The organism is Accumulibacter sp. (genome assembly GCF_023806565.1).
Lineage (GTDB): Bacteria > Pseudomonadota > Gammaproteobacteria > Burkholderiales > Rhodocyclaceae > Accumulibacter.
Map to the genome: position 1 here is coordinate 61,085 of NZ_JAMTDV010000115.1, position 12,349 is coordinate 73,433.

General features: G+C 64.1%; 13 protein-coding genes. 7 read left to right on the forward strand and 6 right to left on the reverse strand.

All coding sequences use genetic code 11. The features are described from left to right. Positions 1 to 16 precede the first annotated feature (16 nt). The 6 genes from coaE to NFV80_RS13020 form a co-directional block, all read right to left on the reverse strand. Positions 17 to 640, reverse strand: coding sequence for a dephospho-CoA kinase (coaE, locus tag NFV80_RS12995; RefSeq protein WP_295324950.1), 624 nt, complete (start codon positions 638 to 640; stop codon positions 17 to 19). Continuing rightward, positions 637 to 1,323 (reverse strand): SPOR domain-containing protein, encoded by a 687-nt coding sequence (locus tag NFV80_RS13000; protein WP_295324951.1) that lies wholly within the window; start codon positions 1,321 to 1,323, stop codon positions 637 to 639. Before NFV80_RS13000 ends, coaE begins: the two co-directional genes overlap by 4 nt. Next, positions 1,320 to 2,684 (reverse strand): TrpB-like pyridoxal phosphate-dependent enzyme, encoded by a 1,365-nt coding sequence (locus NFV80_RS13005; protein WP_295324954.1) that lies wholly within the window; start codon positions 2,682 to 2,684, stop codon positions 1,320 to 1,322. Before NFV80_RS13005 ends, NFV80_RS13000 begins: the two co-directional genes overlap by 4 nt. A 168-nt stretch (positions 2,685 to 2,852) precedes the next feature. Then, positions 2,853 to 3,341: an outer membrane protein assembly factor BamE gene (gene bamE / locus NFV80_RS13010; RefSeq protein WP_295324957.1), complete on the reverse strand. Its 489-nt coding sequence runs from the start codon at positions 3,339 to 3,341 to the stop codon at positions 2,853 to 2,855. A gap of 267 nt (positions 3,342 to 3,608) precedes the next feature. Then, entirely contained in the window at positions 3,609 to 5,108 is a 1,500-nt protein-coding gene (locus NFV80_RS13015) for a YifB family Mg chelatase-like AAA ATPase (protein ID WP_295324959.1), read from the reverse strand. 74 nt (positions 5,109 to 5,182) lie between these two features. Then, positions 5,183 to 5,431, reverse strand: a complete 249-nt coding sequence (locus NFV80_RS13020; protein ID WP_295324962.1) for an accessory factor UbiK family protein — start codon at positions 5,429 to 5,431, stop codon at positions 5,183 to 5,185. 367 nt (positions 5,432 to 5,798) lie between these two features. Here NFV80_RS13020 and glnK point away from each other — a divergent pair, with 367 nt between their 5' ends. From glnK to NFV80_RS13055, 7 genes are all read left to right on the forward strand, one after another. Next, positions 5,799 to 6,137 (forward strand): P-II family nitrogen regulator, encoded by a 339-nt coding sequence (glnK, locus tag NFV80_RS13025; protein ID WP_295324964.1) that lies wholly within the window; start codon positions 5,799 to 5,801, stop codon positions 6,135 to 6,137. Positions 6,138 to 6,149: 12 nt separating this feature from the next. After that, positions 6,150 to 7,625 (forward strand): ammonium transporter, encoded by a 1,476-nt coding sequence (gene amt, locus NFV80_RS13030; RefSeq protein WP_295324967.1) that lies wholly within the window; start codon positions 6,150 to 6,152, stop codon positions 7,623 to 7,625. 263 nt (positions 7,626 to 7,888) lie between these two features. Continuing rightward, positions 7,889 to 8,848, forward strand: a complete 960-nt coding sequence (locus tag NFV80_RS13035) for an ornithine cyclodeaminase family protein (RefSeq protein ID WP_295324969.1) — start codon at positions 7,889 to 7,891, stop codon at positions 8,846 to 8,848. 77 nt (positions 8,849 to 8,925) lie between these two features. Continuing rightward, the gene (locus NFV80_RS13040; protein ID WP_295324972.1) at positions 8,926 to 9,756 is read left to right on the forward strand and encodes a Stp1/IreP family PP2C-type Ser/Thr phosphatase; all 831 of its coding nucleotides are present in this window, start codon (positions 8,926 to 8,928) and stop codon (positions 9,754 to 9,756) included. 12 nt (positions 9,757 to 9,768) lie between these two features. Then, on the forward strand, positions 9,769 to 10,446 hold the full coding sequence (locus tag NFV80_RS13045; protein ID WP_295324975.1) for an FHA domain-containing protein: 678 nt from the start codon (positions 9,769 to 9,771) through the stop codon (positions 10,444 to 10,446). Between the two features lie 79 nt (positions 10,447 to 10,525). Then, positions 10,526 to 11,293, forward strand: coding sequence for a 3',5'-cyclic-nucleotide phosphodiesterase (locus NFV80_RS13050; protein ID WP_295324977.1), 768 nt, complete (start codon positions 10,526 to 10,528; stop codon positions 11,291 to 11,293). A 46-nt stretch (positions 11,294 to 11,339) separates the two neighbouring features. Beyond that, the coding region (locus NFV80_RS13055; protein WP_295324980.1) for a formylglycine-generating enzyme family protein at positions 11,340 to 12,349 on the forward strand (1,010 nt) is incomplete at its 3' end.

Below are 12,349 nucleotides of genomic sequence, written 5' to 3' on the forward strand. Positions count from 1 at the left end.
CATTTGCAGCAAAACCTCAACGGTCGGCGCGAGCTTTGTCCCTGGCCAGCCCGAGATATCTCCGATGAAGCGCTTCGATCTGTGGCAGCAAGGCGTCCAGCCCGCCATCGTTGATCAGCACATCGTCCGCCGCTGCCCGCCGTTGCGCCCGCGAAGCCTGCGTTGCCATGATCGCCCTGACTGCCTCGCCAGTCAGGCCGCTGCGTGCCTGGACGCGCGCAACCTGGGCGCTCTCTTCGCAGTCGACGACTAGAATTCGATCGGCACGCCGGCGATAGCCACCGGTTTCGATCAGCAGAGGCACGACCAGCAGCACGTATGGGGCGGTGACTGCCGCATTGCAGAGCGACTCACTCTGCTGCCGGATCAGCGGATGCAGAATGGCCTCGAGTCTGCCTTTTGCGGTGTGGTCGGAGAAAACCAGGCTGCGCATCGCGGCACGGTCGAGCGCGCCACTGGCATCGACGACGCCGTCACCGAATGCTGCCACGATTGCCGCCATGGCCGCGCCGCCCGCTGCGGTCAGAGCATGCGCGATGGCGTCCGTGTCGACCAAGGCAGCACCGTGGTGGACGAAGAGCTCGGCGACGGTGCTCTTGCCGCTTCCGATTCCGCCGGTCAGGCCGACGATGAAGTTCATGGCGCTGCCACGATCTTGCACGCCGACGGGCTGGCCTTGGGCAGCAGCCCGACGATCGCCTGGCGCAGCGCCTCCGCCTCCCCTTCCGGGCCGCGGATCTCAAGGATGTTGAACGGTGGCCGGCCCTTGCGTTCTCCCATTCTGGCGGACTTGACTCCTTTTCCCTGCAGCATCGCAAGGCCGGCGCTGGCTGCTTCCTCGGTGCGGTACGTGCCGAGGGAAATGGCCAGCTGATTGGGGCCGGCAGCCTGCACGACAAAGAAATCGTCGATTCCCAACTGCTGCAGTTCGGCTGTCTTCTTGCGTACTTCCTCGCGGCTGGCGAGTGGCGGAACGAACACCCAGTAACCGCTGTTCTCGGCTACTGTCCGCCGCGTCGCGCGGAAACCTGCGAACTGTTCGACGAGCAAACGCTCGATGCGATCAGCCTCCGCACTTGCCAGATCGCTCCACAATTGACAGCTTTCGCCAGCCTTCCGCTCGCGGGCCCTTTCTGGCTCGCGGCCTGCATTGCCCGGAGGTTCGCCACGCGCGACGATGTTCAGTTGGTCGGCCTGCAACTGTTGCTCGATGCGCCGCGCATCAGGGCTCGACGGGGCACCTAGGTAGCCTCGCGCCCAAACCAGAAAGAGCAGGTTGGCCAGGACGAGAAGAAAGACGGCAAGCCGTATCGCTGCACTCATCCGACTTTTGGCAGGCGTTTGAGTGAATCCCGGATGGCTTCGACCGGATATTCGAAATCTTCGAGTTCGCCCGCGAAATAGCGGTCGTACGCTGCCATGTCGAAATGACCGTGGCCCGTGAGATTGACAAGAATCGTTCTTGCTTCGCCGTTTGTCTTGCAGCGCAGCGCCTCGTCGATGGCTGCACGAATCGCGTGATTCGATTCAGGCGCGGGAATGACCCCTTCGGCGCGGGCGAAGGTCACTCCGGCCTCGAAGGTTGCCAGTTGCGAAACCGCCACGGCCTCGATCAGGCCGTCATGGTAGAGCTGCGAGACGAGCGGCGAATCGCCGTGGTAGCGCAGGCCGCCGGCGTGTATTCCCGGCGGCATGAAATCATGCCCGAGCGTGTACATTTTCATCAGCGGCGTGAAGCCGGAAGCATCGCCGAAGTCGTAGGCATAGGTCCCCTTGGTCAGCGTCGGGCAGGAAGTCGGCTCGACCGCAACCAGTCGTGTCGGCCTGCCCTGGCGGCCGCCGGCTGCGTTGTCGGCAAGGAACGGAAAGGCCGCGCCGGCAAACGACGAACCGCCGCCGCAGGGCGCAAAGACGACATCCGGCCAATCACCGACCTTTGCGAACTGCGCCTTTGCTTCCTGGCCGATGATCGTCTGATGCAGCGCCACGTGGTTGAGCACCGAGCCCAGCGCGTAGCTGGTGTCGGGGCGTGACGCGGCCTCCTCGACGGCTTCCGAAATGGCGATGCCGAGTGAGCCCTGGTTCGCCGGATCCTTCGCCAGCAGATCGCGACCGGTCTGCGTCATCGGCGACGGGCTGGCGAAGACCTCCGCACCCCAGGTCTGCATCATCGAGCGGCGGAAGGGCTTCTGCTGATAGCTGATCTTGACCATGTACACGCGCACGTCGAGGCCGAACATCTGCCCGGCGAAAGCCATCGAGCAACCCCATTGGCCGGCCCCGGTCTCGGTGGTGATGCGCCGGATACCCGCCTGCCGATTGTAGAAGGCCTGCGGTACGGCCGTATTGGGTTTGTGCGAGCCTGCCGGCGAGACACCTTCGTACTTGTAGTAAATCCTTGCCGGCGTGCCGAGCAACTCTTCGAGTCGGCGAGCACGAATCAGAGGCGAAGGACGCCACAGCCGATAGACTTCGCGTACCGCGTCCGGGATCGGGATCCAGCGTTCGGCCGACATTTCCTGTTCGAGAATCGCTGTCGGAAAGATCAGTCCCATCTGCTCGGCGGCGACGGGTTTGCCGTCCGGGCCCAGCGGCGGTGGCGGTGGATGGGGCAGGTCGGCGACGACGTTGTACCAGTGCGTCGGGATCTCGGATTGTTCAAGCGTAATGCGCAGCGATTCCACGCAGCCTCCCAGGGTCTCGTCGAAAGAAGCCAAGTATACCCCCGGACACCGTGCCCAATCAGCTTGCCGATTGCAGCCGGTGGCTGGTGCAACGTGCGCTTGGCGGAGCGTCGCCCGGCTCGTAGGGTGGCGCCGCGGCGCGAGCAAGCGTCGCCCGTCGCCTCGAATTCAGCCCTTGGCGACGAAGTTGGTGCTGGTTCTGGTCACGACGCCGTCGTCGTTGAAATGAACGTTGAAGTACCAGACCATTCCCGGATCCACCTTGGTCTTCCAGTCCCAGACCGTTTCCTGCTGCAACGAGAAGTAGCGCTGATGCGCCGGCCGGCCGAGCAGTCTTCGGACTTCCCTGCCGGTCATGCCGGCCTTGACCTTGGCGAAATTCTCCTCGGTCAGGACTTGGCGCACCTCGCGCAAGACGTCGTCGGGCCCAATCACCACCATGTAATTGACGATGCCCTCCGGCATGCGCGGATATTCCCAGGTGCGAGTACCGTCTTCGTCCTTCCATTCCAGGTTCGGTTGACCCATGAGCTCGCGGACCTCATTGGCCGAGGTCACCCCGGGTTTGAGTCTGCTCAACCTGTCGGCGTCGCAGGCGGCGAGAAGGCACGCGATCGCTGCGCCAAGAACGGTTCCTGCAAGAAGTTTCGCGAACATGCCGGCTCCAGTGGTTGCGAACAAGGCACGAGTATAGGCGAAGGCGGCAGCCAGCGAGCTACGGTAGCTAGGCGACACGAGGTGCAGGCGAAGCACGCCCTTGCCGGAGCGCGGTGGCGAACACTCTGGCCCACGCGAAGCTGCCCAAGCCGACGGCCAGCATCGGCGTGGAGGAAGCTGGCGGCGAAGCGGCACGCCAGCGCGCCGCGGACGAGCAGAAAGAGGCTGGCGCCATCCGCACTTTCCGGCAGTCGCGGGCGAGGCAGGTCAATCCTTCGCGAAGCGGCGGTACTGTACGGACTCGGCGACATGCTGCGGCCGGATGGTCTCGCTGCCCGCGACATCGGCAATCGTTCGTGCAACCTTGAGCAAGCGATGAAAGGCGCGCGCCGAAAGCTCGAAGTGAGTGATCGCCTGTTTCAACAGTGTCGCGGCAGCGGCTTCTGGCTGGCAGTAGCGATCGATTTCGTGGTTGCTCAGGCGCGCATTGGCTTTCCCTTGGCGCGCGAGTTGCCGTTGCCGAGCCTGCCGCACGCGTTCGCGTACGGTGGCCGAGGTTTCGCCGTCCGGGACTCCTTGCAGCACTTCCGCGGGAACTGCCGGAACCTCGACCTGCAGATCGATGCGGTCCAGGAGCGGCCCGGAAAGCTTGCTGCGGTAGCGCAGGACCTGGTCCGGCGTGCACCGGCAGCGCCCGCGGGAATCGCCGAAATAACCGCAGGGACATGGGTTCATCGCCGCGATGAGCTGGAACTGGGCGGGAAACTCCGCTTGTCGGGCAGCGCGCGAAATGTGGATGCGTCCAGAATCGAGCGGTTCGCGCAGCGCTTCGAGCACCCGGCGGTCGAATTCGGGAATTTCGTCGAGAAACAGCACGCCGTGATGCGCCAGCGAGATTTCGCCGGGATGCGGCGTGCTGCCGCCACCAACCAGGGCTGCCGTGGAAGCCGTGTGGTGGGGTGCCCGGTACGGGTGACGGCCGAAGGATTCGGGGCGGAACTGTCCGGCCAGCGACAGGACGGCGGCCGACTCGAGGGCAGCTGTGTGCGTCATCGGCGGCAGCAAGCCGGGCAGGCGGCCGGCCAACATCGACTTGCCGCTACCCGGCGGGCCGGCGAGCAGGAGCGAGTGTGCTCCAGCGGCGGCGATTTCGAGTGCGCGTTTGGCCTGCACCTGGCCGCGGACGTCGACGAGATCGGGATAATCTCCGCTGTCGTCCGACGCCAGTTCGTCGGCAAGACATTCCGGCAGCGTCGCATGCCCGCGAAGATGCGCGCAAACTTCGAGCAGGGTGTCCGCGGTGAGCACCTGCACCTGGCCTGCCAGCGCCGCTTCACGAGCACTGCCGGTCGGCAGGACGAAGCTTCGGCCGATGCGGCCAGCGGCGAGGACCATCGCCAGCGCCCCGCGGATCGGCCGCAGTTCGCCGGAGAGCGACAGCTCGCCAGCGAACTCGTGCCCGGCCAATGCCTTGGCCGGAACCTGACCCGAGGCAGCCAGGATGCCCAAGGCAATCGGCAGATCGAACCGGCCGGATTCCTTCGGCAGATCGGCCGGCGCGAGGTTGACCGTGATGCGCTTGCGGGGAAACTCGAAGCCCGCATTCTGCAGCGCCGCACGTACTCGATCGCGGGCCTCCTTGACCTCGGTATCGGGCAGTCCGACCAGCGTAACGCTTGGCAGGCCACCCGCCAGATGCACCTCGACGGCCACTTCCGGAGCGGCAAGTCCGTCGAGACCACGGCTGTGGACGATGGCGAGCGGCATCGACTGTGATCAACGGCGCCGGTGGCAGGGCGCCGGGTCCGCGCGAACGCCGCCGGCGCCCCGGCTCACTGTCTTCAGACGGGCTGGTCCGGTGGATTCTCCAGCCGGTCGAGCCGCGCTTCGAGTTCCTTCAGCTTCTCCCTGGTGCGCTGGAGCACCTGCGCCTGAATGTCGAATTCCTCGCGACTGACCAGATCGAGCTTGGCAAAGCCGCTGGCGAGCAGCGTTCGCGCGTTCTTTTCGAGGTCGGCCGCCGGACTGGCGGCAATGAGGGCGCTCAGACGCGCGCCAAGGTCTTCCAGGAATTTGTTCGGTTCGAGCATGGCGATCACCGGGCAGCAAGAGTGGTTGCAGAGCGGAAAGAGTGTAGCACAAGCATCCGTGGCTTCTTGGATCGCACCAAATTAGTGCATCGTTTCTTCCGCTTGCGCCATCGCAGTGCGGTCGCTCTGGTCAGGCACTGGCGACCGTAGAGATCGCTCTGATTTATGGTGGAAAAAAGATGTGGCACGGAAAGTGCTTCAAACCGACCACAATATTCTTTCTCGTTCTGAGGCCCTCTATGAAGAATCCCGTTCTCGTCACCGGCTCGTTTGTCGCTGCCATTTACATGGTTTCGCTCAGCCCGACCTCTTAGCCAATCATTCGTAAAACCCGGGGGGCTGCGCCCTCCATGCCATGGAGTGCAACATGAAACTGGTAACCGCCATCATCAAGCCGTTCAAGCTTGACGAAGTTCGAGAAGCCCTGTCGGCGATCGGCGTACAGGGAATCACCGTCACCGAAGTCAAGGGCTTCGGGCGCCAGAAGGGTCACACCGAGCTGTATCGAGGTGCAGAGTACGTCGTCGATTTCCTGCCCAAGGTCAAGGTCGAAGCAGCGATCAGCGACGCCCTGCTCGACCAGGTGATCGAGGCGATCGAAAAATCTGCCAGTACCGGCAAGATTGGCGACGGCAAGATATTCATCTCGGCAATTGAACAAGTCATTCGCATTCGCACCGGCGAAACCGGTGAAGAAGCCCTGTAAGGAGAGCAAATCATGAGACGCACATTCGCCATCCTTGCCCTGCTGGGTGCCGTCAGCATTGGCACTCCTGTCTGGGCCGACGACAAACCCGCGACGCCCGCTACCGCGGTGTCCACCTCCACGGCATCGGCAGCAGCTGCGGCCGAGCCGGCAGCCGCCGAGCCTGCGGCGCCGGCAGCAACCGTCAACAAGGGCGACAACGCCTGGCTGATGACCAGTGCGGCGCTCGTCATCCTGATGTCGATTCCCGGACTGGCGCTGTTTTACGGCGGACTGGTCCGGACCAAGAACATGCTCTCGGTGCTGATGCAGGTTTTCGTGACCTTCTCGCTGATCACCGTGCTCTGGGTGATCTACGGATACTCCGTGGCATTCACCGAAGGCAACGGCTTCTTCGGCGTGCTCGACAAGCTCTTCCTGAAGGGAATCACTCCCGACTCGGTGGCGGCGACATTCACCAAGGGGGTCGGGGTTTCCGAACTGGCATATGTCATCTTCCAGGGGGCATTCGCTGCGATTACCTGCGCGCTGATCGTCGGTGCCTTTGCCGAACGCGCCAAGTTTGCCGCGATCCTGGTGTTCATGGTGATCTGGTTTACCCTTTCCTACCTGCCCATGGCGCACATGGTCTGGTACTGGGCGGGCCCCGATGTCTATCTCGACGCGGCCACCGGTGACGCGGCGACCAAGACTGCCGGTTTCCTGTTCCAGAAGGGCGCTCTCGACTTTGCCGGCGGCACCGTCGTTCATATCAATGCCGCCATGGCCGGACTGGTCGGAGCGGTCCTCATCGGCAAGCGGATTGGCTATGGTCGCGAGTCGATGGCGCCGCACAGCCTGACCTTCACCATGATCGGTGCCTCGCTGTTGTGGTTTGGCTGGTTCGGCTTCAACGCCGGCTCGGCGCTCGAAGCAAGTGGCGGTGCTGCGCTGGCGATGGTCAATACCTGGGTGGCGACTGCCTGCGCGGCGATGTCCTGGATGCTGGCAGAATGGATGATCAAGGGCAAGCCCTCGATGCTCGGCGCAGCTTCCGGCGCGGTGGCGGGCCTCGTGGCGATCACTCCTGCCGCCGGCTACGTCGGTGTCGTGGGCGCCATCGTCATCGGCCTTCTGGCGGGCGTCATCTGCCTGTGGGGTGTCAATGGACTGAAGCGCCTGATCGGTGCCGACGATTCGCTCGACGTCTTTGGCGTCCATGGCGTTGGCGGCATGCTCGGAGCAATTCTGACCGGTGTCTTCGTCGATCCGGCGCTTGGTGGCACCGGCGTCTATGATTACGTGCTCAACAAGGTCGGCGACTTCGACATGACTGCCCAGGTGATCAGCCAGTTGTGGGGTGTCGGTACTGTGATCGTCTGGTCGGGTGGCGTTTCCCTCGTGGCGTACAAGCTGGTCGATATGGTCATCGGTCTGCGGGTGCCGGAAGAGGAAGAACGCGAAGGCCTCGACATCACCTCGCACGGCGAAACGGCCTACCACTATTGATTGCGGCCTCGCTGGCCGTCCTGAAGTCTCTCCCCGCAAGGGCGCCACGCGGCGCCCTTTTTTTGCTTGCGTGCCGGGCACGGCCTGGCTGCTGCAGGACAGACGCCAAGCGATCGGCTGGCAAGTCGGGAAGCGTTTGCCGGCCGATCCTCTGGGTCGAGTGATTTGCCGGTAAAATCACCGGTCAGCTTCGCCGGTGGCTGCTGGCGGCGGCAGCGGTGATTGCTTGCCGATCGACTGACTGAGGATTCGAGGATAAGAGGATGGCACTGTTTCTTGCCGAAGCCGACGTGGAACGGCTGCTTACCATGCCACTGGCGCTGACTGCCGTCGAGGCCGTGCACCGTGATCTTTCGTCGGGGCAGGCGTACGACGTTCCCCGGCAGCGTACTCGCCTGCCGCAGACGACCTTGCACATCCTGCAGGGCGCGGTGCCACGGCTCGATGCGATTGGCTACAAGGCCTACACCAGCAACCGGAGCGGGGTGCGTTTCCTCGTCTATCTGTATGGCGCGTCCAGCGGTCGGCTGCGTGCGGTGATCGAGGCCGATCGGCTGGGGATGACGCGGACTGCCGCCGCCTCCGGAGTCGCCACCAGCTGGTTGGCCAGACCCGAGGCGCAGATCGCCGGGGTATTCGGTGCCGGCTGGCAGGCAGAGGGGCACCTTGAAGCGCTGGCGGCGGTACGTCCGTTGCAGCGAGTAAAGGTATATGCGCGTCGTGCCGAGCGCCTGGCGGCGTTTTGCACGAAAATGTCCGAACGCTTGGGGCTCGCCGTCGTCCCCGCTGCTTCTCCGGAAGACGCGGTGCGCGGCAGCGATATCGTGAGCACGGTGACGAGCGCGGCGGCTCCGCTGTTCGATGCCGAGTGGCTGTCGCCGGGAACGCACGTCAACGCCGCCGGGTCGAATTCGCTCATTCGCCGCGAGTTGGGCGAAGACGTCGTCAGGCTCTGTTCACCGATCGTCGTCGATAGCGTGCAAACGGCACTCGGCGAGGCCGGCGACCTGCTCCCGCTGTTGGAAAAAGGGCGTCTGCACGCCCGTCGACTGGTCGAGCTCGGAGACGTGATCAGCGGTCGGCAGACCGGTCGTTCGGCACCCGACCAGATCACGCTGTTCGAGTCGCAAGGGATGGCGGTCCAGGATCTGGCGGTCGCCGCCGAGATCGAGTTGCTGGCGCGCGAACGCGGTCTCGGCATCGAATTGCCTTTTGGAGGCTAGCCTTGGCACAATTGCCGCCACGAGCGCAGCACCGCCCGCGATCAGTCCGGCTCGTTGCTCGGCAATGGAGTGAGTAGGTGACAATCAGCCTCTTGGGCGCTCTGGAGATCGTCGTTCGCACCGACCCCGGTCTGGTGCGGGAGCAGAACGAGGATTCGGTTTTTGCCGACGCCAACCATGGGCTGGCGATCCTGGCTGATGGCATGGGCGGCTACAATGCCGGCGAAGTCGCCAGCAGCATGGCGACGACGCTGCTGTCCGCCAGACTGGGAGCGGCTTTCCGGTCGACTGCGGCGCACCAGACGGACAGCAGGACTGGCCAACCGTTTGCGCGCCAGTGTCTGCTGGATCAGATTGCTGCCGTGAACCTGGCGATCTTTCGTGCTTCCGAAGGTCAGTCGCAGTTCGGCGGCATGGGCACCACACTCGTCGCAGCCGTGTTCTGCAACGATCAGGTCGTCGTGGCGCATGTCGGCGATTCGCGTCTTTACCGTTTGCGGGGTGAAGAATTCGTGGCCATGACCCACGATCACTCGGTATTGCAGGAGCAGATCGACAGCGGCCTGATTTCGGCCGAAGAAGCACAGTACTCGCCGCATCGCAATCTGGTGACCCGCGCCGTCGGAGTCGAGGCGGAGGTCGACACCGAAATCCACGTGTATCCCGTGCGACCGGGGGATGTCTATCTGCTCTGCTCCGATGGCCTCTACGATCTGGTCGATGAGGAACAAATCCACAGATCGCTGGAGCGACATTCGGATAATCTGGAATTCTCAGCGACGCATCTGGTGCAGATGGCGAACGAGAATGGCGGCGATGACAACATTTCGGTGGTGCTGATCAAGGTGTTGCACGAGTTTCCGGCGGCCAGAGGGAGCTGGTCTAAACTGTGGTCCTGGTTTGATTGAGGAAGGGAAGCGATGGCAAAGCTCGTACTCAGCATGGATGGTCTGGTTCTCAAGGAAATCCAGTTGCAAAAGGAGCGGATGAGCATCGGTCGCAAGGCGCACAACGACATTCAGATCGACAACATGGCGATCAGCGGCGAACACGCTGCGGTGGTGACCATTCTCAACGATTCCTTTCTCGAGGACCTGAACAGCACCAACGGCACACTGGTCAACGGACACCCGATCAAGAAGCACTTCCTGAAGGACGGTGACGTCATCGAGCTCGGCAAGTACAAGATGAAATACTTCACGTCCGCCGCTGCGCAGAACGACGCGCCAGCGTACGACAAGAGCACGGCGGCGCGGTCGGAAGCGGTACGGGGCGTCGGCCCGAGCGCTGCGGGAACCCCGTCGGCGGGCGGCGCGGCAACGCCGACACCGACCTTGCCGCCAGCAGCCATCCAGTTGCTCAGCGGTGCCAATGCGGGTCACCAGTTGCAACTCACCAAGACCTTGACGACGCTCGGCAAGCCCGGCCAGGTCGCGGTGATCGCTCGTCGGCCACAGGGCTACTTCCTGACCCACGTCGAAGGAGCGAGCTTTCCGGTCTTGAATGGCCGGGTCATCGACGCCCAGCCGCGTCGACTCGAGGATCACGACCGCATCGAGATTGCCGGAGTGAAGATGGAGTTTTTTCTGAAGAACTGATGGCGGCAGGGTTCGGGGCGGGCAGCGCGCCCGCGTGGATGAGCGGATTCACCAGGCAGCGAGGGGCGGCGTCGCCAGCATGAGAGTCAGGATTCTGGGCTGTAGCGGAGGCATCGGCGGAAGCCATCTGCGCACCACTTCGCTCCTCGTCGATGACGATGTTCTGATCGATGCCGGTACGGGTGTCGCCGATCTGCCGCTTGCCGAGCTGGCGAAGATCGATCACGTCTTTCTGACCCACTCGCACCTCGATCACATCGCTTCGCTGCCGCTGCTGATCGACTCGGTCAGCGATCTGCGCGACACGCCGCTGATCGTGCATGCCGCCGCTGCCACTCTCCGCGTCCTCGCGAAGCACATCTTCAACTGGGCCATCTGGCCGGATTTCCGCGTCATTCCCAGTCGCGAGCAGGCGGTCATGCAGTACCGCGCGATCCGCCTCGGGCAGTCGGTCCGGCTTGGTCTGCGGACGATCACCGCGCTTCCCGCCGAGCATACCGTTCCGGCGGTCGGCTATCAGCTCGACTCCGGCGCAGGCAGCCTGGTGTTTACCGGCGATACCACGGTCAATGATGCGCTCTGGCCACTGCTCAACCGGATCCCGAACCTGCGCTACCTGCTGATCGAAACCGCCTTTCCCAACCGTGAGCGGCGTCTGGCCGAGCTTTCCAAGCACCTTTGCCCGAGCATGCTGGCGGGCGAGCTGGGCAAGCTGACGGCTCGCCCCGAGATCTACGTCAGCCACCTGAAACCCGGCCAGATCGAATTGACGATGGCCGAAATCGAGTCCTGCGCCGCGCAATACAAGCCCAGGATGCTCGAAAGCAATCAGGTCTTCGACTTCTGATCGGCATTGCCCGGCCAGCGCATCCAGCCATGCGGCGCAGAGTGATTTGCCGATCCGACGATGGCCCGCGCGCGCTTGCGCCAGTCGCTGCCTCGAACCAGCGCTCTCGCGGCCACGCCGCTGGGGCGCCGCCACCACCCCCGGTTGCTCGTCTTGGTGGCGGCCGTGCCGGGTAGCGGCATCGGCGGCGCCGGCGTGGGCGCTTGCCTGGCTCGCGCTCTTCGCCGGGCTCGGCTGGCTCGGTGCCACGGCGAAGCCGGTTTTCGACGAGGTCAATCCGGTTCGCCCGCAGAAACTGCCGCAGCGGGTGGTCGACGCGCCACTGTCGATGGTCGACCTGCCGGGCGGATCCTTCCGCATGGGGTCGTCCGCCGCCGACGGGATGGCCTCTGGCGACGACAAGGCGCAGCATGCAGCGACGCTGTCGCCGTTTCACATGGCGATCACTCCGGTCACCGTGGCGCTTTACCGCGAGATCATGCAGCCGGCAGCGGCAGCGGCCGAGCCGAGCGGCGTGCCAGCCACCGGAATGTCTTGGACCGAAGCAGTCGACTTCTGCAACCGGCTGTCGCGCCGCGCCGGCTATCGGCCTTGTTACTCGCAGCGCTTCGGGTGCTGGCGCTGGCGCTGCGACTGGCGTGCCGACAGCTATCGCCTGCCGACCGAAGCCGAATGGGAATACGCCTGCCGCGCCGGCAGCACCACGGGCTACTGCTACGGTGACGATCCCGCTGGCCTCGACGCCTACGCCTGGCACGCCGGGAACAGCGACGACCGTTTGCAGCCGGTGGCCACGAAACGCGCCAACGCGTGGGGGCTGCACAACCTGCACGGCAACGTGTGGGAATGGTGCTGGGACGCGTACGGCAAGTATTCGGCAAGAAGTCGGAGCAATCCGCGGGGACCAATCGTGTCGACGATGTCGAATTTCGGCAGGCGGGTTTTTCGCGGCGGTTCCTTCGTCAATTCGCCCGTGAGCCTGCGCTCCGCGTGCCGGATCGCCATCGCCATGAATAGGGTCAGGGACTACGGGTTCCGCTGCGTTCGTGTCCCGCC